Genomic DNA, 20,014 nt, shown 5'->3' on the forward strand with positions numbered 1-20,014 from the left:
CAGCGCGCGGGCGAAGTCGGCCATGACCATGACCGCGCCCTTCAGTACACAGACGAGCAGGAGGCCGTCCTCGACGTGCGCGTAGTCCGCCGAGACCTGCTTGGCCAGCTCCGCGGTCTCAGGCGCCGACGCGCTGCTCGGGGATGGACAGGCCGTAGAGCGCCATCAGCTCCGGGCTGTCGATCCGGCTGCCGTCGGCCACCGCGTCGCAGGCGATGTCGACGATCTGGTCCTTGTGCGCCAGCAGGTACGGCCGGGCCCCGACGTCTGCGCTGGCGAGCGTGGCGATGCCGGACCAGTGCCGGCGGCCGAACAGCATCGGGTAGCCGCGCAACCCGTCGTAGGTGGCGCAGACCAGCACGTCCGGGTACGGCAGGGCAGTCACGCGGCGGACCGCCGTCGCGGTGAGCCCGGGCATGTCCACCGGGACCACGACGACGGCCTCGATGTCGTCGTCGGTGAGCGCGGCGAGCCCGGCCCGGATCGAGGAGCCGACGCCGGTGCCCCACGCGCGGTTGACCACGACCGTGGCGCCGGTCAGGTCGGTGGTCTGCCGCACCTGCTCGGCCGCCGCGCCCAGGACGACCACGACCTGCGCGCAGCCTGCCTCGGCCATCGTGTCGATCATCTGGCTGACCAGTGGCTTCTCTCCCTGGTGCAGCAGCGCTTCGGGTCCGCCGATGCGGCGGCCGCCACCGGCGGCGATGATCATTGCAGCGATCCGGTTCAGCGGTGCCCCCTCGATCAGGGGACGGACCGGGCACAGCCGCCCGGTCCGTCCCGTCGTACGCACACCGGGCCCAACGAGCACGACCGGGGGCGGGTAGCGGGGCAAAACGGAAATTTGCGTGACTATGCCGCGTCTGCGTAGCAGTCGACAGTGGACAGGTCGAGCGGGAACCGGACCGGAGTGTCGCCGAACAGCAGCCGGGTGGCCCGCGCGCCGGCCGCGGTGACCGCCTCGGCGACCGCCGCCGCCCGCCCGGCCGGACAGTGCACCACCACCTCGTCGTGCTGGAAGAACACCAGCTCCGCCTCCGCGCCGGCCAACTCGGTGCGGAGCGTGGCCAGCAGCGTGGAAGCCCACTCGGCGGCGGTGGCCTGGATGACGAAGTTGCGGGTGAAGCGCCCGCGTGAGCGCGCCGCCCGGGCCGACGGGCTGTGCGGGTCGGCCTCGCCGTCGGCCAGCGCCTCCTCCCCGTCGGCGAACCCCGCCGACCCCGGCGGGCAGGTGCGGCCCAGCCAGGACCGGACCAGCCCGCCCGCCTCACCGGTACGCGCCGCCGCCTCGACGTAGCCGAACGCGGTCGGATAGTTCTTCCGCAACACCGCCAGGGCCGGCACCGCCGCCCCGCCGGTCTGCCCGTACATCGCCCCGAGCAGGGCCACCTTGGCCTTCGCCCGGTCACCGGCGAACGCGTCCCGGGCCAGCGCGGCGTACAGGTCACCGGCCCCGCCCGCCGCGGCGAGCCGCTCGTCACCCGAGACCGCCGCCAGCACGCGCGGTTCGAGCTGGCCCGCGTCGGCAACCACGAACGTCCAGCCCGGGTCCGCCACCACCGCCTGCCGGATCACCTTCGGAATCTGCAACGCCCCGCCGCCCCGGGTCGCCCACCGGCCGGAGACCACACCGCCCGGCACGTACTCCGGGTGGAACCGGCCGCCGGAGACCCAGGCGTCACGCCAGGCCCAGCCGTGCGCCGTCCAGATCCGGTACAGCTCCTTGTACTCCAGGACCAGCGCCGCCGCCGGATGCTCCACCCCGCGCAGCACCCACGCCCGCGTGTTCGGCAGCTCCACGCCCGCCCGGGCGAACGCCCGCAACAGCTCCGCCGGCGAGTCGGCGTGCACCTGGCGTACGCCGAACGCGTCAGCGATCCGCGCCTGCAACTCGGCCAGCCGGCGCGGCGGCCCGCCTACTGGCGACGCCTCACCGAGCAGGTCGGCGAGGATCGCGTCGTGCACGTCGGCGCGCCAGGGCAGACCGGCCGCGCCCATCTCGGCGGCCACCAGCGCGCCCGCCGACTCGGCGGCCACCAGCAGCCGGAACCGGCCGGGGTGGGTGGTCGCGGCGATCCGGGCGAGCTGGTCGGCGTACACCCGGGTCAACGCCGTGATGCCCGGACCGGGCGGGCCCGACGGCGGCTCGAAGAGCGCGGCCTGGGCGTGGCCCGGCGGCTCGGGCGGGCGGGGGGCCGGATCCGGCGGGACCGGCGCGCCGGTCAGCCGGGCCCAGGCGGCGGGCAGCGCTCGGGGCTCGCCCCAGCGGCCCGCGTGCCCGAGCAGCAGGGCCTCGGTCAGCTCGACGTCGTGGCAGCGGTCGAGCCGGACCCCGGCGCGCAGCAGCGCCGGGTAGACGCCCGCCCAGGCGGCCCAGAGCCAGCGGGGGTGCCCGGCGGCCTCCCTGGCGGCGACGGCGGCGGCCAGGTCGGCCACCTCCTCGGCCGGGCCGGACGGGGTGCCGTCGGCGTGCAGCGGTTGCAGCACGCCGCCGCCCCGCTCGTCCGCCACCACCGCCATCAGCACGGACGCATTCTGCCCCCTCCCCCTGACACGCTCCGCGTGTAAGGAAGGGCCCCCTCTTAACGCCTGCGGTAGAGGAAGGGCCCCTTGTTAACGCTGCGCGTTAACAAGGGGCCCTTCCTTACATCCGGGGGGTTACTTACCTACGCCGGCGGTGAGGCCGGACTGCACCTGGCGCTGGAAGACGATGTACACGATCAGCACCGGCAGCATCGCCATGGTGACACCGGCAAACAGACCGGACCAGTCGGACTTGTACCCCTGGTTCACCGACAACTCGATCAGCCCCTGGGCGATCACCTGGTTCTTCGGCTCGCCGGAGACCGACTGCATGAGCAGCGTCGGCAGGTACCACTGGTTCCACTGGCCGAGCACGTTGAAGATGCCGATGCTGATCAGGCCCGGCTTGGCCATCGGCAGCATCACGCTGAAGAACGTACGGGTGTGCGAGGCCCCGTCGACCTGTGCCGCCTCGGCGATCGAGTCGGGCAGCGTCCGGAAGAACGAGTGCATGAAGAAGATCGTGAACGACAGCGACCAGGCCACGTAGACCAGGATCAGCATGAGGTGCTTGTTCGGGCCGAGCAGCGGAAGGCTCACCCCGGTGTTGTAGACGCCCTTGAACAGCGGCACCGCGGCCAGGTAGATCGGCAGCGTCAGCCCGGACAGGAACATCCAGTAGATCAGCCGGTTGCCGCGGAACTCGTACCGCGCCAGCGCGTACGCGGCCATCGAGCCGAGCAGCATCGTCAACGTCACGCTGAACACGAGCACGAGCAGCGTGTTGAGGAAGAAGCTGTCGATCCCGGCGGTCCAGGCGCGGGCGAAGTTGTCCCACTGCAGCGAGTCGGGGATCAGCGACAGCGGTTCGCGGATCACCTCGGAGTCGGTCTTGAGCGCCGACATCACCACCCACAGCAGCGGGTAGACCACCATGATCGCCCAGACCGCGAGGAACAGGTGCGAGAAGCCGTTGAAGATCCGGCCGCCGAAGCCGTTGCCGACGTCCCGCCGGTCCACCGGCGGCCGGTCCGGCGGCGCCGTGTCGGACCGGGCCGGACCGGAGGTGTGGGTCACAGTGCTCATCGTCCAGACCTCCTCAGTACTCGATCCGCTCACGGCGGGTGATCCTCAGCTGGAGCGCGGCCAGCAGGATGGTGAAGATGGCCAGCGCGACGGCGATCGCGCAGGCGTAACCGAACTGGCCCTTCTGGAACGCGTTGAACTGGATCACCGAGGCGAAGATCTCGCTGGCGTGGTTCGGCCCGCCCTGGCTCGGCGTCATGACGAAGACCAGCGCGTACATGTCCAGCGCGATGAAGCCCAGATACACCCAGGCGACCGAGATGCTGTCCCGCAGCAGCGGCAGCGTCACCCGGAAGAACGTGTGGAACCGGCCCGCGCCGTCGAGGATGGCGGCCTCGTAGATGTCCTTCGGGATCGACTGCATCGCGGCGGAGAACAGCACCATGTAGAAGCCGGCGCCGCTCCACACCGCGATGAACAGCAGCCACCAGAGCACCGCCGGCACGCCGAGGAACGGCTCCGGGTCGGCGGTGAAGGCGATCGGGTTGTCCGCGTCGACCAGCCCGATCTTGATGAGCAGGCCGTTGATCAGGCCCTGCCCGTCGGTGCGGTAGATCTGCTGCCACATGACGGCGATGACCACCAGCGACAGCACCTGCGGGAAGAAGAAGATGACCTTGTAGATCCCGGAGCCGAACACCCCGCGGATGCCGGCCCTGTCCTCGCGTCCGCCCACGTTGAGCAGGAACGCGAGGAACAGGGCCAGCGCGATCGTGAACAGCGGCACGGTGACCAGGAAGAAGACGTTGTGCCAGAACGCCTTCCGGATCAGCTCGTCGGAGATCAGCCGGACGTAGTTGTCCAGCCCGACGAAGCGCTGGGAATCCGAGTACCCACCCCAGTCGGTCAGCGAGTACCCCGCCGCCTGGGCGAACGGCCACACCACGTAGAACAGGTACAGCGCGACGGGCAGGGCCAGGAAACCCGTGACGAAACGCGCGACTCCGTGCCGCATTGGACTCACTTCCTCGCGGTGATCAGGCGGTGCGGGTCTGCTTCTTGACCGACGAGTCCTTGGCGACCTTGTCGGCGGCCGCCTGCATCTTGTCGACGAACTGCTGCGCGGTGAGCCGGCCGGCCATCAGCTCCTCGGAGAGGTTCTGGCTCTCCTTGTCCAGGTCGGCGTAGAAGTCCGGGAACTTGACCGAGATCAGGTCGGAGCTGCCGTTCTTCATCAGCGAGTTCGCCGAGGCCAGCGCGGTGTCCTGGACGTTGTCGCCGGAGCCCTTGGTGGAGGCCAGCGACTTGGTCAGCTCGGCGAACTTCGCCGAGCCGGCCTTGGACAGGATGGCCCGCAGGAACTCCTTCGCGGCCTCCTTGTTCGGCGCCTTGCTCGGCACCACGAAGCCCTCACCGGAGGAGGCGAAGACGTCCTTGGCGGCCTTGTCCCCGCTCTTGCTCCAGTAGTCGGAGATGGTCATCTCGAAGCCCGGCGGGATGGTCGCGGCCATCTCGTTCTTCAGCCAGGTGCCGACCTGGATGAAGGCCGCCTTGCCGTCCAGGAACGCCTGCTGCGACTGGGTGTGGTCGAGCTTGCCCGGCAGCAGCAGCTTGTCCTTGACCAGCTTCTCCCACGGCTCCAGCGCCGCGACGATGCCGTCGGCCTTCCAGGCGCCGTCCTTCAGGTTGTCGATGTCGACGACGGCCTGCTTGCCGACCGCCTTCCAGATGCTGGCGAACAGCGCCCAGCGCGGGTAGTAGCCGTGCACCGCGTCGTGCACGTACGGCGCCATGCCCTTGGCCTTGATCTTCGGCGCGAGCGCGAAGAACTCGTCCCAGGTGGTCGGCGCCGTCCAGCCCTCCTTGGAGAACAGGGCGGCGTTGTACCAGTTGCCCCAGACCGTGTACGCCACGTTGACCACGTAGAACTTGCCGTTCTGCGTACCGTCGGCGACGGTGCCCGGCAGCAGGCTGTCGGCCACGGTCCCCTCGCTGTCCCAGGCCGGCGCGGTGAGCAGGTCGTCCAGCGGCTCGATCGCGCCCTCGTTGATGAGCGTGCTGCGGTCCATCATGTCGGCGCCCGAGTTCATCACCAGGTCGCTCGGCTGCGTCGCCATCTTGGGCTGCTCTTCGGTCTTGATCTTCTGGGTCGAAGACATGTTGACCGTAACGTTCGCGTGCTTGGCGTTGAAGATGACCTTGTCTTCCTTGGCCCACTGGTCGCCCAGCCCGCCGTTGAAGACCACCACCTTGACCGCGCTGCCGTCCTTGACGCCGAACGGGTTGTCCTTGCTCTTGGCCGCGCCGCCGCCGTCGGACTTGCTCGGCTCGCTGCCGGCGCAGGCGCTCAGCAGACCCGCCGCCGGTACGGCCAGCAGACCGGCCGCGGCGGCACGCCGCAGCAGCGTCCGACGGCTGACGTCGCCGAACTTCTCGGGAGTAACCGACATCTTGTCTCTCCTTGTGGTGTCGGGTCAGGCGGTCCGCCGGAGGCGCCCGGCGTACCGCGACTCGAGGGCGAGGTTGTGCTCGTCCCCACCGGGGACGTTGGCGGAGAGGTAGACAGGGGGTACCTCTCCGGCCTGGTGGAACCGTCGTACGACCTCGGCGGTCAGCAGCTGCGCCAGCAGCGCCGCGGTGACCGAGGAGACCGCACAGACCGCGCCGCCGCCCTCGAGCGGCAGCAGTGCGTCGCCGTACGGCGCGCCGTTGTCCAGCACGACGTCGGCGAGGTCGGCGAGCCGGTGCCCGGACGGGTGCCGAGGAGCGACCCGCGCGGTGTGCTCGACCGAGGTGACAGCGATCAGCTGATGGCCGCCGCGCTTGACGAGCGTCGCCAGCTCGACCACCGAGCCGTTGATGCCGGACTGCGAGGCGACCACGAACACGTCCTGCGGCTGCGGCGCCGCCAGCGCGTAGAGCTGGTGCGCCACGGCCGGGTCGCGTTCCAGTTTCGGGTCGGCGAGCACATCGCGGGGCGCGTCGCCGTGCAGCACGAGGTCGTGCAGGGAGAGCCGGTTGGCGGGGACCAGGCCGCCGGCCCGGGCGACCAGTTCGGCGGCGAACGCCTCGGAGTGACCGGCGCCGAACGCCTGGAGGACGCCACCGGCGCGCAGGCCGGAGGCGATCAGGTCGGCTGCCCGGTCCACCGCTACCGCCTGGGTGTCGACCAGCCGGTCGAGCACCGGGCGGACCGCGTCGGCGTACCGCTGGGCACTGATCATGAGAGGGACCCCTTCGCGGCCTTGTGCCCGTCGACGGCCTGGGCGGTACGCCGGAAGGCCGCGTGGGCGCGGTCGTGGGTACGCTGCGCCACCGCGATGTAGAGCAGGTCGAGCACGACGAGTTGGGGATGCCGGGCGGAGAGCGCGTCGGGCCGGAATGTGGTCGCCTGACTGGCGGTGACCAGCACGATGTCGGCCAGCTCGGCGAGCGGCGAGCGGGGGAAGCCGGTGAGCGCGACTGTGGTGGCGCCGCGGCTGCCGGCCTCGGCGAGCAGCTCGATCGTCTCCCGGGTCTGCCCGGTGTGCGAGATGCCGAGCGCGACGTCCCCGGCGCCCAGCAGCGCGGCGCTGGCCAGCCCTTCGTGCACGTCGCTCCAGGCCCACGCCGCCACCCCGATGCGGTGCAGGCTGAACTGCATCTCCTCGCCGACGAGCGCGCTGCCGCTGGCGCCGAAGATGTTCACCCGGCTGGCCCCGGCGATGGCGACCGCGGCCCGTTCCACCTCGGCCAGGTCGAGCAGCGCGGCGGTGTCGTGCATGGCCCGCGTGTCGGCGGCCATGATCTGGTCGAGCACCCGGGACAGCGGGTCGCCGGGCTGGATCTCGCGTCCGATGTCGACGGTCCAGCCGGCGGAGCGGGCCCGCCCGGTCTCGGCGGCGATGCCGAGGCGCAGGTCCGCGTACCCCTCGAAGCCCATCGCCCGGCAGAACCGGGTGATGGTCGCCGGTGACGTGCCGCTGCGCTCGGCCAGCTCGACGATGGTGGCCCGGGCCGCCGCCTCCGGGTCGCTGAGCACGTGTTCGGCGACCCGGCGCAACGCGCCGGTCAGCTCCCCCGCGCCGGCCCGGACCCGGGCCAGCACCCCGTCGGCGCCCAGCCGGTCGGCCGGAACGGCATCGACCACCGCGGTCGCCGCGGAAGTCTCCACCTCGTGCTCGGCCATCGGCGGGCGCCTTTCGGAAAAGAGTGTTAACTGTTAGTGGTAAAAGTTCTTACTGAAGGCCCCTCCGTGTCAAGACTGTGGGCGAAGTTTTCAAACTGTTACCTGGCGCACGGCCGCGATCTTGCGTCCGGCGACGCGGCCGACCAGCATGAGGACCATGTCGGACACCGTCGTGGTCGGCCTCGACGTCGGGGGTACGTCCACCCGCGCGGCAGCGCTCAGCCTCGACGGCGCCCGCCTGGGCGCCGGCCGGGCCGGTGGCGGCAACCCGACCAGTCACGGCGCCGAGCGGGCCGCCGCCGAGCTGCTCGCCGCCCTGCGCGCGGCGCTCGCCGACATCGACCCGATCCGGGTACGCGCCGGCGTCATCGGCCTCGCCGGAGCCGGCCGCCTCCTGGCCGACCCGAACGGCCGCGACGCGTTCGACAGGGCCTGGGCCGAGGCGGGACTGCGCTGCCCGTACGCGGTGCACGGCGACGCCCTGGTCGCCTACGCCTCCGGCACCGCCGCCCCGGACGGCACGGTGCTCATCGCCGGCACCGGCGCGATCGCCGCCCAGGTACGCGACCTGCGGCTGGACCGCACCGCCGACGGCCACGGCTGGCTGCTCGGCGACGCCGGCTCGGGTTTCTGGCTCGGCCGCGAGGCGGTCCGGCGGCTGCTGGCCGATCTGGACCGCGCGGAAGCACCCGGTGACCTGGGCCGACGGGTGCTCACGGAACTGACCGGCGCGACCGAAGTGGACGACCGCCCGCGCGCGACGGTCGACGCCGTGGTGCAGGCGGTGACCCGCCGGCCCCCTGTGGAGCTGGCCCGGCTCGCGCCGCTCGTGGTGTCGTCGGCCCGCGACGGGGAGCCGACGGCGGTCGCGCTGATCGCCAAGGCCGCCGCGGCGCTGGCGGAGAGCGTGTCCCGGATCCGGCCGCCCGGCGCGACCGATCCGGTGGTGCTCGGCGGCGGCCTGCTCACCGGCGACACCCCGCTGGCCGGCGCGGTACGCGCGGAACTGGCCGGCCGGTGGCCGGACGCGCCGCTTCTCGGTGCCGGCGACGGGGCCGCCGCCGCGGCCTGGCTCGCCGCCCGGGACCTGCCCGAGGTGACCGACGCGGCCGCGCTGCACGCCCGCCTCGTGCCCCCACCCACCTGACCCGCCCCACCCCGCTGCCCGGCCCGCCCCGCCGCGCTGGCCGCCCCGCCCCGCTGCGCTGCGGCGCTCGGCCGTGGGGTGGAACGCCATGGGTGTCATAACGCCGGTTTGGCACCCATGGCGTTCCAGTCGCCGCTTCCGGCGGTTCTCGGCGCGGGCCGGGCACTCCGGCTGATCAGTATCGGTCTTGCGAGTTCGGCTGATTCGGATGCCAGCCCTGCGGGGCGGGCTGACCCGGATGACCCTGCGGCGCGGCGCCGTACGGGGCGGGCTGACCCGGGGCGGGCTGACCCTGGGCGGGCGGGAACGCCTGGCCGGACTGACCGTGCCCCGCCCCCGGATACATGCCCGGCTGCTGCTGCCCGCCCGGGTACTGCGGCGCGCCCGCTACCGGGAACGGCTGGCCGCCCGCGAACTGCTGCGCGCCCGCCTGCTCGCGTGCCTCCTTGCGCGCCTTCACCGCACGCACGATCAGCAGGATCGGCAGGACGAAGACGTAGAAGAAGATCCGGTAGCTGTCACCGTCGAAGAGGAAAAGCAGGTAGAAGCCGTACCCGAAGAAGGCCAGGCCGATGACCACGTTGAGGATCCGGGAGCCCTTGCCCTGCTCCTTGACGGCTATGCCTACCGCGATCATCGCGATGCCGCCGAGCAACAGCAACAGCGTGTAGATGAGGAAGAACATGAGGTTCCTGTCGATAGATGAGCGTGCCGGCTCACCCTAGGTCACTTCGATCTTCCCCACTGCCCCGTTGCCTGTGGCAACGACCTCACTTGAGCTGCCCGGCGGTCAGTCCGGACTGGACCTGGCGCTGGAACGCCACGTACACCACGAGGACCGGCAGCACCGCGATGGTCAGGCCGGCGAACAACTGGGCGTAGTCACCGGCGTAGCCCTGGCTGACCGCCAGCGAACTCAGGCCCTGGGCGAGCATCCGGTCCTGCCCGTCGCCCGGGATCAGCACCTGGGGCAGCAGGAACTGGTTCCAGTGGCTCAGGAAGTTGAAGATCCCGACACTGATCAGTCCCGGTCTCGCCATCGGCAGCATCACCCGGAAGAAGAGCCGGAAGTGCCCGCACCCGTCGATCATCGCGGCCTCCGCCACCGACGTCGGCAGCGTCCGGAAGAACGCGGTCAGGAAGAACACCGTGAACGGCAGCGAGTACGCGGTGTAGACCAGGATCAGACCTGGCCAGGTGCCGAGCAGGCCGACGCTGCGGACCACGAAGAACAGTGGCACCAGGGCCAGGAACACCGGGAACATCATGCCGCCGACGAACAGGTAGTAGACCACCTGCCGGCCCCGGAACTCGTAGCGCGCGAAGACGTACGCGGCGGTGGCGCCGAGCAGCATGGTCAGGCTCAGCGAGCCGGACACCACCACCAGGCTGTTGAAGAAGAACCGGCCGATGTGCGCGGTGCTCCAGGCCCGCGCCCAGTTGTCGAAGCGCAGCGCCTCGGGCAGCCCCCACGGCTCGGCGATGATCTCGCCGTTGCTCTTCAGCGAGCTGAGCACCATCCAGGCCAGCGGCAGCACCGTCATGGCCGCCCAGAGCATGAGGAAGCCGTGCGAGAAGACGTTCGCCACGCCCAGCTCACGCCGGGGCGGACGGTCGGCCGGGGTGGCCGCGCGGGTCGCCTCGGCGGCCGGGGCGCCGGTGTCCACGGTGGTCACGAGTACTCGATCCGATCACGCCGGGCGGTGCGCAGCGCCAGCACCGCCACCGAGAGGGTCAGGAAGAACATCGCCACGCCGATCGCCGAGGCGTACCCGAACTTGTTCTCGCTGCCGAACGACGTGTCGTACATCCGCAGTCCGATCACGTCGGAGGAGAAGTTCGGCCCGCCGTTGGTCATGAGCTGGACCAGGATGAAGCCGTCGAGCGCCGCGATGGCCAGGTAGATCCACGCGACCTGGATGGTGTCCCACAGCAGCGGGATGGTGATCTTCCGCAGCATCGTGGTGCGGGACGCGCCGTCGAGCAGCACCGCCTCGTAGATGTCGCGCGGGATGGCCTGCATGGCGGCGCCGAAGAGCACCACGTAGAAGCCGACGTTGCTCCACACCATCACCGCCAGCACGCACCAGAACGCGAAGCGCGGGTCGCCGAGCCAGGCCGGGGTGGCCAGCCCGACGGCGCGCAGGGCGCCGTTGAGCAGGCCACTCGTCGGACTGTAGATCTCCTTCCAGAGCAGCGCGATGATCACCACCGAGAGCACCTGCGGGAAGAAGTAGACGAGCCGGTAGACCGAGGTGCCCCGCACCCCGGTCACCCCGGCCCGGCCCTTGCGCCCGCCCATTGTGAGCATGCTGGCGAAGAACAGTCCCAGCGCGATGGTCACCACCGGCACCACGGCGAGCAGGATCGCGTTGTTCTTCAACGCGTTCCAGACGTACCCGTCGTCTAGCAGCGTGCGGAAGTTCGCCATCCCGACCGGGTCGGCCTGTGCGGAGTAGCCCATCCAGTCGGTGGTGGAGATCTGAAACGCCTGGAGGTACGGCGAGAGCACGAAGATGCCGTACAACGCCAGCGGGGGCAGCAGGAACGTGAGGATCAGGGGGAGGCGACCCTGTCGCATCACGCGGACCGCTTGTACTTCTTGACCGAGCTGTCCTGCGCGATCGAGTCGGCGCCCTTCTGGCACTGGTCGAGGAACTCGGCCGGGCCGATCCGGCCGCTGAAGAACTCGCCGCAGGCCGCGTCGACCAGGTTGCGCTCCAGCTTGCGGTAGTAGTTGTTGTAGACCCAGTTGAAGCCGTTGGACCCGGACGCGTCGAGCGCCTTGACCACGGTGCCGAGCCCGTGCGGCAGGTCGATGCCCTCGGTGGCGCCGGCGACCACGGGCAGGCTGGCGACCTTCCTGGTGAAGTCCTGCGCGCCCTTGCGGGACAGCATGGTCCGGAAGTACTCCAGGCCACCGGCGACGTTGCGCGCCTTCGCCGGCACCATGAACGGTTCGCCCGCGGTGCCCCGGATCGCCTCGTACGGCAGCTTGTCGCCGCTGCCGAGGCTCGGCGTGGGCGCGACTGTCATGTTGAAGCCGGACGGGGTGACGTCCTTCTGCTCGCTCTCCAGCCAGGAGCCGCAGGAGATGAACGCAGCCTTGCCCCGGCACCAGGCGGTCTGCGACTGCTTGTGGTCCAGGCCCGGCGAACCGGCGAGGATGAACTTGTCCTTGACGATCTGGTGCCAGGCGTCGGCGGCGGTCTTCATCGCGTCCGACTTCCAGGCGCCGGGCTCCAGGTTGTCGATGGCCAGCGCGACCGACGGGCCGCCGAACTTGATCGCGGTGGAGATCAGCGGCCAGCTCATGTAGCGGGGGTGCACACCGGCGTACGTCCAGGGGGCGACGCCGGCGGCCTTGATCCGGCGGCAGAGCGCGATGTGGTCGTCCCAGGTCTTGGCGTCCTCCCAGCCACGGTCGGCGAAGAGCTTCGTGGAGTGCCAGATGCCGTACACCGTGTAGGTGTAGTTCAGCACCAGGAACCGGTCGTCGTAGGAGCCGACCTCGACGGTGCCGGGCAGCAGCGTGTCCTTGACCGTCTTGCCGGGCGTGTCGAGGCTGGGGGCGGCGAGCAGCTCGCCCAGGTCGGCGATGGCGTTCTGCGAGACCAGGCCGTTGAAGTCGATCTGGCCGGCGCCGGAGTTGTTCACCACGTCGGGCGGGCTGCCGTCGACGAAGCGGGGCTGGAGCGTCTTGCTGATCTCCGCGGTGGCCGAGTGCTTGATCTCCGCCTTCGGGTACCGCTCCTTGTACATGGCCTCGTGGGCCTTGGCGTAGTCCTCGCCGAAGCCGCCGTTGAAGATCACCACCTCCAGCGGGGCGTCCTCGGCCACGCCGAGCGGGTTCTGCTCGCTCTTCGTGCCCTTGTACGCGCCGCCGTCGCCCTCGTCGTCACCACCGGAGGTGGCGCAGCCGGCGAGCAGGCCGGCAGCGGGGGTGGCCAGCAGGCCGGCGGCGGCGCTGCGCCGAAGGATCTCACGCCTGTTCATCGCATCTCCTCGGTTCGGGTACGCCTGGTGAGCAAACCGTTGCTTGTCTTCACGGAAGGCATTTCCACTGAAGAATTTCTACGACAGTGCGACGGGGACCACAAGACCCCTCGACCGATCCGTTATCCGTACCGGTCGCAGGGCGCTGGCCTAGCCTGACCTCATGCGCCGCCTGCGGCAGCTCGCGCAACGCACGCCGCCGGGGCGGGAGCGCTACATCGACCTGCTCCGGGCGGTGGCCATCGCCATGGTCGTGCTCGGCCACTGGGGCGTGACAGCGATCGGGTACGACGACGGCCGCCCCGCCGGTCACTCCGCGCTGGCCGACCTGCGCTGGGCCTGGCCGCTGACCTGGGTGGCCCAGGTGATGCCGGTGTTCTTCCTGGTCGGCGGCTACGCGAACGCCGCCTCGCTCACCTCACGCCGCCGCCGGGGCGGCTCGGCGACGGGCTGGCTGGTCGACCGCAGCGCCCGGCTGGTCCGGCCGACCACCGTGCTGCTGCTGGTCCTGGCCGCCGGCGCGGGGATCGCCACGTTGCGCGGCGCCGACGCGACGCAGGTGCGCGCCGTGGTCTGGTTCGCCACCATCCCGCTGTGGTTCCTGGTCGCCTACGTCGCGGTGGTCGCGCTGACCCCGCCGATGTACGCGCTGCACCGCCGGTTCGGGCTCGCCGTGCCGGTGGTGCTCGTGGTGCTGGTCGCGCTCGGCGACCTCGGCCGGCTCCTCGGCCCGGCCGTGCTCGCCGACGGCAACTACCTGCTGGGCTGGCTGGCCGTGCACCAGCTCGGTTTCGCCTGGTACGACGCCGCCCGGCCGGACACCCGCGCCGAACACGCCGGGCCGCGTGGCCTGTTCCGCCGCGGCCTGCCGCTGTCCCGCCGGGCGGGCGCGCTCCTGCTCGGCGGTGGGCTGGTCGCGCTGGTGCTGCTCACGACGGCCGGGCCGTACCCGGTGGCGATGCTGCACGTCCCCGGCGAGCGGCTGGACAACGCGGCGCCGCCGAGCCTGGCGCTGATGGCCGCTGCCGCCGCCCAGCTCGGCCTGATCCTGCTGCTGCGGCGCCCGGCCGGGCGCTGGCTGCGCCGGTCCGGCCCGTGGCAGGCGGTGCTCGCGGTCAACGCGGTGGTGCTCACCCTGTTCCTCTGGCACCTGACCGCCGCGGTGCTGCTGGTCGGCCTGCTGGACGCGCTCGGCGTGCTGCCCACTCCCCCGGTCGGCTCGGCGGCCTGGTGGGCGTGGCGCGTACCGTGGCTGCTCGCGCTGGCCGCGGTGCTGGCCGTGCTGGTCGCCGTCTTCGGCCCGGTCGAGGCCCGGACCCGCCGCCCGGCCGCGACCGGCCCGGCCGGCGTCGGGAGGCGGCGGCTGCGCGCCGGGCTGGCCCTCGCCGGGTACGCGGGCGTGCTGGTCGGCCTGCTGCTGAACAGCCTCGCGCCCAAGACGGCGCCGGAGCCGCTGGGCCTGCCCGCCCCGGCGCTGGTGGCGTACCTGGCCGGGGCGGGTCTGCTGCGGCTGCTCAGGGCCGGGCGGGAGGACCGGCCGGACTGACGTTCACCCGCCGATCGCGCTGTGAACGGCCTCGACCAGGATCGCCAGACCCTCGCGGGCCTCGTCCTCGGTGAGCGTCAGCGGCGGGCCCATCCGGATCACATTGCCGTACAGGCCGCCCTTGCCCACCAGGAGGCCGCCGGCCCGGCACGCCTCGAAGACGCGGGTGGTCAGCGCCGCGTCCGGCTCGACGGTTCCCGGGTGGACGAACTCGACGGCGAGCATCAGGCCCTTGCCGCGCACCTCGGCGACCTGGCCCAGCCCGGCGGTCGCAGCGCGCAGGCCGTCGCCGAGGATCGCGCCGACCCGGGCGGCGTTGGCCTGGAGGTCGTGGTCGAGCAGGTAGTCGAGCACCGCGTTGCCGGCGGCTGTGGAGACCGGGTTGCCGCCGAACGTGGAGAAGCTGATCGCCGGCACCGACTCCAGCACCTCGGCCCGGCCGACCACCCCGGCCAGCGCGAAGCCGTTGCCGATGCCCTTGGCGAAGGTGAGCAGGTCCGGCGTCACGCCGTGCGCCTGGTAGCCCCAGAAGTGCTCGCCGGTGCGACCCCACCCGGTCTGCACCTCGTCGCTGATCAGCAGGATGCCGTGCTCGTCGAGCACCTTCTTCCAGGCGGCGAAGAGGCCGTCCGGGCCGTGCACGAAGCCGCCGACGCCCTGGACCGGCTCGGCGATCAGGCAGGCCACGTCGCCGGCGGTCTGGGTGGCGAGCACCTCGCGCAGGTCCTCGACCGCCGCGTCGACCCGGTCGGCGGCATCCAGCCGGGCCAGCAGCCCGCGCAGCCGCTCGCCGGAGTGCAGCCAGGCCACCTGCAACGGGTTCAGCGCGCTGGCCGACCAGCCACGATTGCCGGTGACGCCCATCGTCGCGTACGACCGGCCGTGGTAGCTGTTGCGCACCGCGAGGATCTGGTGCGAGCGCCGGTGGTTCGTGGCGACCAGCAGCGCGGCCTCGTTCGCCTCGGTGCCGGAGTTGGTGAAGAAGACGCGGGCGTCCGGGATGCCGGAGAGCCGGGCGATCTTCTCGGCCAGCTCGACCTGCTGGCGGATCAGGTAGAGCGTGGAGGTGTGCACGAGGCCGGTACGCAGTTGCCGCTCGACCGCCTCCCGGATCTCCGGGATGTCGTGACCGACCATCGTGGTCAGCACCCCGCCGAAGAAGTCCAGGTAGGTCCGGCCGGCCGCGTCGGTGACGCGGCGGCCGGAGCCGGCCACCAGTTCCAGCGGTTCGGCGTAGTAGAGCGGCATCCAGGACGGGAGCACTGCCCGGTGCCGGGCCAGCAGGTCGTCGGAGGTCATCGGCGCACCCTTCAGCGGAGGTGGATCCCCGCACGTTCCCACCACGACCGGGGCCGGGACAACCGGCACCGTGCCGGGAGGCCCGGCGGTAGCATCCGCCGGGTGCGGACGGATCAGGTGACGTTGCCGGGCGGCGTGGCGGGGACGACGCGGGCGCACCTCCTGGCCGGGATCCGGTCCTGGGTGGAGTCCACGCCGGTGCGGGATCTGGTGGCGCACTTCGGCGGTGACTGGCCCGACGGCGACCTGGCGGCGGTGCTGGCCGGCCTGGACGCGTTCTCCGCCCGCCGCTGGGACTTCCGGCAGGGACGGGAACGCCCGGACGCCCGGGAGCCGGCGTTCGACCCGGCCACCGCCGGGCTGGTGCTGCGCGCGGCCGCCACGCTCGGCCTGGTCCGTGCCGTCGCGCCGGCCCGATCCGGGTACGCGCACCTGCTGGTGCTCGGCGGGTTGGCGCACGCCTGCCTGCGGCGCACCGCGTACGCGGCGATGCTGGCCCGGACGGCGGCCGGGGTGACCGGCGAGGTGGCCGTGCTGGGCAGTTTCCGGCCGCTCTCACCGGCCGAGTGCCGCACGCTCGACGCGGCCGGGCTGCCCGGCTGCGCCACCGAGGTCGACGTCCTCGACGCCGGCGTGCGGCTGGCGTTCGGGGTGGACGCGCCGGACGACGAACGCGGCGAGCCGGCGGGTCATCCGCACCGCGCCTGGTCCTCGCGCACCTACCGGCCGGCCGGGCTGCCCCCGGTACGGGTGCTCGCCGCGCCGTCGAGCGAGCCGGACCGCCGTCGCGCGCACACCGCCGACACGCAGCGGTTCTGGGCCGAGCACGTGCGGCTGCGCGCGGGCGACGACGTGCTGATGGTGACCGCCCCGATCTACGTGCCGTTCCAGCACTGCGATGCGCTGCGGACGCTCGCCGTGCCGTACGGGTGCGGCATCGAGACGGTCGGGGTGGACCCGGCCGCGCGCGCCGCGGTCGACGTACCGGAGCCGACCCTGACACCGGGCCGCTACCTGCAGGAGATCCGGTCGGCGCTGCGGTCGATGCGCGCGCTGCACGCGACGCTGACGACCGGCTGAACCGACGTCCGGGCCGGCGCCCGGCGAACCGCCGCGCACCGGCCCGGGAGCGGGTGTCAGTTGACGTAGACCGCCGGGCTGCCGGTCTTGCTGGTGTCCTTCACCGGCGAGTACGTCGCGGTGAAGTACGCGGTGCCGAAGCAGAGCGACGGGCCGGAGAACTTGGTGAGCGGCTGGTTGGTGAAGCTGATCGAGTTGGTGCCGTTGGACGCCGCACCGGTGAGCGAGTTCGTGCTCGTCCGGTAGACGCAGGTGATCGTTCCGAGCAGCGAGTTGAGCACGACGGTGCTCTGGATCGGCGCCGCCGTCGTCCCGGAGATCTTGACGACGCCGGCGCTGGTCACCGAGGTGGTGTAGGGCAGGTTGTTGACAGTCACGCTCTGCACGCCGGTGGTGCCGAAGACGTTCGTCGTGCAGCTGGAGAACGACTGCGCGGTCAGGCTCTCGGTCGCGGTGCCGGGAGCGGTCGGGTTGGTCAGCACCTTGGCGCTGAAGCTGGACGCGGCGCACTTGATACCGGTGGTGCCGCTGGTCGAGGAGTAGAACGTGGCGTTCGTACCGCTGCGCAGGCTGGCCTGGATGACGTCGCCCACCGACACGGCGGTGCCGGCGACGGTCGGGTAGGTCAGCACGGCGCTGGCCAGCGAGGTGGTGGGTGCGGCGGTGGCGGGGGCGGCGCCGACCAGACCGGTCAGCAGCGCCAGGGCGGCGAGGCCCGCGCCGATGCGTCCGTACCTGGGCATGGTTGTTCCTTCCGGCGGTGGGACAGGAAACGGTGCCGGCGGCGTCCGGAGTGGACGGAGCCGGTGGGCGCGGCGGTCGGGATCGGACCGCCGACGGTGGTGGTGCGCCGTTGCGGCCTCAGCGGGCCGGGCGGCGTGGCGCAGTGCGGCGACGCCGCGTCACCTCGGTCTTCCCGGCCTTGGGGGGACGGGTGCGCGCGGCGATAATGGCAGCCATCCGGCCCTCCTTCGACACGTACGGGGTGACCGACGAGGAGAGATCACCAGCGGTGACGGGGCGTGAACTGAGCGTGTCGAAAGTTATAAACCCCGGAGGGTCGTAAAGTCAACGCATCAAGAGAGGTCGACAGGTGACCGTCCCGAGCCCGCCGCCACCGGCGCCCGTGCCCCTGCCGGGCGCCCGCCACGGCCGCGACCCGGACCGCGCCATCAAGCGCGGCCCGCGCCGGGTGCCGGCCGAGGAGGTGGCGGCGACCCAGCGCGACCGACTCTTCGACGGGCTGGTCCGCGAGGTCGCCGCCCGGGGGTACGACAACGCCCGGGTCAGCGACATCTGCCACGCGGCCGGCGTCACCCGGCCCGCCTTCTACGCGCTTTTCACCGGCAAGCAGGACGCCTTCCTGGCCGCGTACCGGCACGGCATCACAGTGGTGTCGCACCTGATGGAGGACGCCTACCGCGACGCCGGCCCGGCCTGGCCGGACGCCGCCCGCGCGGCGCTGCGCACGCTGCTCGACGTGCTGGCCAGCGTGCCCGCCTTCGCCCGGATCGCACTCGTCGAGGTGGACGCGGCCGGGCCGGACGCGCGCCGGGAACGCGACGCGCTGCTGCGCAGCTTCCGCCGGTTCTTCGCCGATGCCGGCCCGGAGCCGGCGGGCGCCGAGGTGGATCGCGACGCGTTGGTGTCCACAGTGGTCGGCGGCATCTACGCCACCATCCGGGAACGGGTGGCGCAGGGGCGGGCCGACGAGCTGCCGCTGTTGCTGCCGGTGCTCACGTACGCGGCCACCGCGCCGTTTCTCGGCCCCGAGGGCGCCCGGCGCGCCACCCGGGCCGCCCGGCCGGACGACGGACCGGCCGCCACGGCGCCGTGCGCGCCGACCGGTCACCCCTGACCGATCAGAAACCGCAGCGGTTTTTCACTTTGGCCGCTTTTGGCAAATGCCGCCCAACGATCTGCTACAGGCAGTTGACCGGCCCTTTACTCAGCGGTAACTTCGGCCTGCGCCCACCCGGCGCGGACATCCTGCGAATCCAATTCACATCGTCGCGGATGAATTGATCTCGAAAGGGAGCCAGCATGTCGGAGCAGATCGATCAACCGAGAAGCGGCGTACGCTGGCGCCGGTTCGCCGTCACGCTCGGCACCGTGACGGTCGGCGCGGCCGGCATGGTGATGCTCACCGCCCAGGGTGTCCTCGGCGCGCAGTTCGCCATCTCGGGCATGCCGTTCACCGTCACCGCCGACAAACTGGAGGGGACCGGGTTCGAACAGTTCGCCACGCTGGACCAGATGATCCCGGACAGCCCCAACCAGGGCGACACCGGCGGGCAGGTGCTCGTGATCGTCTCGGCCATCGACAAGGCCGAACTGACTAATCTCTGCCAGAGCATCAACCTGGGCGGGACCAACCTGCGGATCACCGCCGGCAATTCCGGCAAGCCCGTGACCGCCCGCACGCTCGTGGTCGACGGCGACGAGATCGCCGGCAACGCCTCCTTCAAGAACATCGACGTGGGGCAGGACGCCAGCACCGTCGACAAGGTCCCCGGGGTCAAGGGCAACCCGGGCGTGTTCGCCCAGCAGGCCGACACGGTGACCATCACCAACCTGCGGCAGAACAACTACGCCACCACCGCCGCGATCTTCACGCTGCCCAACCTGCGCATGGGCTTCAGCTCCGACGGGTGCTGACGTGACCGCGGGACAGCACACGGCGCCGGCCGCCGGCGTCCGCGCACGCTGGCGGCACTGGCGGCGCGCCCGGCCGTTCACCGCCGGGCTGCTCATCGCGCTCGGCGGCGCGGAGATGCTGGTGACGCTGCGCGCGCCGCTCGGCGTCCTGCTGCACGTCGGGCCGCAGGGCCTGGCCGCGTACCTGGTCCCGGCGATCCTGGTGATCTGCGGCGTGCTGCTGATCACCACGCCGCAGCAACGGGTCTTCTACGCGGTGCTCTCCCTGGTGCTCGGGCTGGTCTCCTGGCTCACCTCGAACCTGGGCGGGTTCCTGGTCGGCATGCTGCTGGCGCTGGTGGGCGGGGCGCTCGCGTTCGCCTGGACCCCGGTCAAGCAGCGGGCGGCCCACGCCGAGACGGCATCCGCCGAGGCGGCGCCTGTCGAGGCGACGCTCGACGGTACGGCGGCCGGCGCCACCGCGCCCGGGCCGCGCGAGCCGGTCGACAGCTCGGCTCCCACCGAGTCGCTCGACGCGCTCCTGACGGCCGAGCCGGGGCCGCCGCGGCACACGCGGGCGGAGCGCGGCTGA

Annotated in this window: 19 protein-coding genes and 1 pseudogene; 6 read left to right on the top strand and 14 right to left on the bottom strand. The window is 71.9% G+C overall.

Features of this window, described 5'->3' with window-relative positions; translation table 11 throughout:
- The 8 genes and pseudogenes from AMK25_RS27630 to AMK25_RS27665 form a co-directional block, all read right to left on the bottom strand.
- A pseudogene (locus tag AMK25_RS27630) lies at positions 1–120 on the bottom strand (hypoxanthine phosphoribosyltransferase); the annotation flags it as partial.
- Positions 119–712, bottom strand: a complete 594-nt coding sequence (locus AMK25_RS27635) for a nucleotidyltransferase family protein (protein WP_073831309.1) — start codon at positions 710–712, stop codon at positions 119–121. The gene AMK25_RS27635 and the pseudogene AMK25_RS27630, both read right to left, overlap by 2 nt.
- A gap of 140 nt (positions 713–852) precedes the next feature.
- Complete coding sequence (locus AMK25_RS27640) at positions 853–2,520, bottom strand: bifunctional 3'-5' exonuclease/DNA polymerase (protein WP_241826526.1); 1,668 nt, start codon at positions 2,518–2,520, stop codon at positions 853–855.
- Between the two features lie 138 nt (positions 2,521–2,658).
- On the bottom strand, positions 2,659–3,609 hold the full coding sequence (locus AMK25_RS27645) for a carbohydrate ABC transporter permease (RefSeq protein WP_073831310.1): 951 nt from the start codon (positions 3,607–3,609) through the stop codon (positions 2,659–2,661).
- A 13-nt stretch (positions 3,610–3,622) separates the two neighbouring features.
- Entirely contained in the window at positions 3,623–4,564 is a 942-nt protein-coding gene (locus AMK25_RS27650) for a carbohydrate ABC transporter permease (RefSeq protein WP_073831311.1), read from the bottom strand.
- A gap of 22 nt (positions 4,565–4,586) precedes the next feature.
- Entirely contained in the window at positions 4,587–5,999 is a 1,413-nt protein-coding gene (gene ngcE / locus AMK25_RS27655) for an N-acetylglucosamine/diacetylchitobiose ABC transporter substrate-binding protein (RefSeq protein ID WP_073831312.1), read from the bottom strand.
- 24 nt (positions 6,000–6,023) lie between these two features.
- Complete coding sequence (locus tag AMK25_RS27660) at positions 6,024–6,773, bottom strand: sugar isomerase domain-containing protein (protein ID WP_073831313.1); 750 nt, start codon at positions 6,771–6,773, stop codon at positions 6,024–6,026.
- Entirely contained in the window at positions 6,770–7,717 is a 948-nt protein-coding gene (locus AMK25_RS27665) for a MurR/RpiR family transcriptional regulator (protein ID WP_073831314.1), read from the bottom strand. The genes AMK25_RS27660 and AMK25_RS27665 overlap by 4 nt, the downstream gene beginning before the upstream one ends.
- Before the next feature lie 157 nt (positions 7,718–7,874).
- On the opposite strand from AMK25_RS27665, the gene AMK25_RS27670 reads away from it, so the two are divergent.
- Positions 7,875–8,864 carry an N-acetylglucosamine kinase gene (locus tag AMK25_RS27670; RefSeq protein WP_073831315.1) on the top strand — a complete coding sequence of 330 codons (990 nt, stop codon included), beginning with the start codon at positions 7,875–7,877 and terminating at the stop codon, positions 8,862–8,864.
- A gap of 175 nt (positions 8,865–9,039) precedes the next feature.
- On the opposite strand, the gene AMK25_RS27675 is transcribed toward AMK25_RS27670, so the two are convergent.
- From AMK25_RS27675 to ngcE (AMK25_RS27690), 4 genes are all read right to left on the bottom strand, one after another.
- Positions 9,040–9,549 (bottom strand): hypothetical protein, encoded by a 510-nt coding sequence (locus AMK25_RS27675; protein WP_073831316.1) that lies wholly within the window; start codon positions 9,547–9,549, stop codon positions 9,040–9,042.
- An 85-nt stretch (positions 9,550–9,634) separates the two neighbouring features.
- Positions 9,635–10,540, bottom strand: coding sequence for a carbohydrate ABC transporter permease (locus tag AMK25_RS27680; RefSeq protein ID WP_073831317.1), 906 nt, complete (start codon positions 10,538–10,540; stop codon positions 9,635–9,637).
- Positions 10,537–11,445, bottom strand: a complete 909-nt coding sequence (locus AMK25_RS27685) for a carbohydrate ABC transporter permease (RefSeq protein ID WP_073831318.1) — start codon at positions 11,443–11,445, stop codon at positions 10,537–10,539. The genes AMK25_RS27680 and AMK25_RS27685 overlap by 4 nt, the downstream gene beginning before the upstream one ends.
- Positions 11,445–12,860 (bottom strand): N-acetylglucosamine/diacetylchitobiose ABC transporter substrate-binding protein, encoded by a 1,416-nt coding sequence (gene ngcE / locus AMK25_RS27690; protein ID WP_073831319.1) that lies wholly within the window; start codon positions 12,858–12,860, stop codon positions 11,445–11,447. The genes AMK25_RS27685 and ngcE (AMK25_RS27690) overlap by 1 nt, the downstream gene beginning before the upstream one ends.
- Before the next feature lie 163 nt (positions 12,861–13,023).
- On the opposite strand from ngcE (AMK25_RS27690), the gene AMK25_RS27695 reads away from it, so the two are divergent.
- A complete protein-coding gene (locus AMK25_RS27695) occupies positions 13,024–14,406 on the top strand; it encodes an acyltransferase family protein (protein WP_073831320.1) in 1,383 nt (460 codons plus the stop codon).
- A 3-nt stretch (positions 14,407–14,409) separates the two neighbouring features.
- Here AMK25_RS27695 and AMK25_RS27700 read toward each other — a convergent pair whose 3' ends face one another.
- Positions 14,410–15,705 (bottom strand): aspartate aminotransferase family protein, encoded by a 1,296-nt coding sequence (locus tag AMK25_RS27700; protein ID WP_073831321.1) that lies wholly within the window; start codon positions 15,703–15,705, stop codon positions 14,410–14,412.
- 117 nt (positions 15,706–15,822) lie between these two features.
- On the opposite strand from AMK25_RS27700, the gene AMK25_RS27705 reads away from it, so the two are divergent.
- Positions 15,823–16,785 carry a hypothetical protein gene (locus tag AMK25_RS27705; RefSeq protein WP_073831322.1) on the top strand — a complete coding sequence of 321 codons (963 nt, stop codon included), beginning with the start codon at positions 15,823–15,825 and terminating at the stop codon, positions 16,783–16,785.
- Between the two features lie 56 nt (positions 16,786–16,841).
- Here AMK25_RS27705 and AMK25_RS27710 read toward each other — a convergent pair whose 3' ends face one another.
- Positions 16,842–17,528, bottom strand: a complete 687-nt coding sequence (locus AMK25_RS27710; RefSeq protein ID WP_073831323.1) for a Tat pathway signal sequence domain protein — start codon at positions 17,526–17,528, stop codon at positions 16,842–16,844.
- 350 nt (positions 17,529–17,878) lie between these two features.
- Between AMK25_RS27710 and AMK25_RS27715 the strand changes: the two genes are divergently transcribed.
- The 3 genes from AMK25_RS27715 to AMK25_RS27725 all read left to right on the top strand — a co-directional run bounded on the left by AMK25_RS27715 (position 17,879) and on the right by AMK25_RS27725 (position 20,014).
- Positions 17,879–18,643 (top strand): TetR/AcrR family transcriptional regulator, encoded by a 765-nt coding sequence (locus AMK25_RS27715; protein ID WP_073831324.1) that lies wholly within the window; start codon positions 17,879–17,881, stop codon positions 18,641–18,643.
- A gap of 185 nt (positions 18,644–18,828) precedes the next feature.
- Positions 18,829–19,443 carry a DUF6230 family protein gene (locus AMK25_RS27720; protein WP_030500319.1) on the top strand — a complete coding sequence of 205 codons (615 nt, stop codon included), beginning with the start codon at positions 18,829–18,831 and terminating at the stop codon, positions 19,441–19,443.
- Between the two features lies 1 nt (position 19,444).
- Positions 19,445–20,014 (top strand): DUF6114 domain-containing protein, encoded by a 570-nt coding sequence (locus AMK25_RS27725; protein ID WP_073831325.1) that lies wholly within the window; start codon positions 19,445–19,447, stop codon positions 20,012–20,014.

Origin of the sequence: Micromonospora sp. TSRI0369, assembly GCF_001905625.1 — a bacterium.
Classification (GTDB): domain Bacteria; phylum Actinomycetota; class Actinomycetes; order Mycobacteriales; family Micromonosporaceae; genus Micromonospora; species Micromonospora echinospora_A.

What these genes read in the sequence shown, in the direction of transcription:
- AMK25_RS27635 (WP_073831309.1), bottom strand. Translation starts at nt 712, where the DNA reads ATGATCATCGCCGCCGGTGGCGGCCGCCGCATCGGCGGACCCGAAGCG.
- AMK25_RS27640 (WP_241826526.1), bottom strand. Translation starts at nt 2,520, where the DNA reads ATGGCGGTGGTGGCGGACGAGCGGGGCGGCGGCGTGCTGCAACCGCTG.
- AMK25_RS27645 (WP_073831310.1), bottom strand. Translation starts at nt 3,609, where the DNA reads ATGAGCACTGTGACCCACACCTCCGGTCCGGCCCGGTCCGACACGGCG.
- AMK25_RS27650 (WP_073831311.1), bottom strand. Translation starts at nt 4,564, where the DNA reads ATGCGGCACGGAGTCGCGCGTTTCGTCACGGGTTTCCTGGCCCTGCCC.
- ngcE (WP_073831312.1), bottom strand. Translation starts at nt 5,999, where the DNA reads ATGTCGGTTACTCCCGAGAAGTTCGGCGACGTCAGCCGTCGGACGCTG.
- AMK25_RS27660 (WP_073831313.1), bottom strand. Translation starts at nt 6,773, where the DNA reads ATGATCAGTGCCCAGCGGTACGCCGACGCGGTCCGCCCGGTGCTCGAC.
- AMK25_RS27665 (WP_073831314.1), bottom strand. Translation starts at nt 7,717, where the DNA reads ATGGCCGAGCACGAGGTGGAGACTTCCGCGGCGACCGCGGTGGTCGAT.
- AMK25_RS27670 (WP_073831315.1), top strand. Translation starts at nt 7,875, where the DNA reads ATGTCGGACACCGTCGTGGTCGGCCTCGACGTCGGGGGTACGTCCACC.
- AMK25_RS27675 (WP_073831316.1), bottom strand. Translation starts at nt 9,549, where the DNA reads ATGTTCTTCCTCATCTACACGCTGTTGCTGTTGCTCGGCGGCATCGCG.
- AMK25_RS27685 (WP_073831318.1), bottom strand. Translation starts at nt 11,445, where the DNA reads ATGCGACAGGGTCGCCTCCCCCTGATCCTCACGTTCCTGCTGCCCCCG.
- ngcE (WP_073831319.1), bottom strand. Translation starts at nt 12,860, where the DNA reads ATGAACAGGCGTGAGATCCTTCGGCGCAGCGCCGCCGCCGGCCTGCTG.
- AMK25_RS27695 (WP_073831320.1), top strand. Translation starts at nt 13,024, where the DNA reads ATGCGCCGCCTGCGGCAGCTCGCGCAACGCACGCCGCCGGGGCGGGAG.
- AMK25_RS27700 (WP_073831321.1), bottom strand. Translation starts at nt 15,705, where the DNA reads ATGACCTCCGACGACCTGCTGGCCCGGCACCGGGCAGTGCTCCCGTCC.
- AMK25_RS27710 (WP_073831323.1), bottom strand. Translation starts at nt 17,528, where the DNA reads ATGCCCAGGTACGGACGCATCGGCGCGGGCCTCGCCGCCCTGGCGCTG.
- AMK25_RS27720 (WP_030500319.1), top strand. Translation starts at nt 18,829, where the DNA reads ATGTCGGAGCAGATCGATCAACCGAGAAGCGGCGTACGCTGGCGCCGG.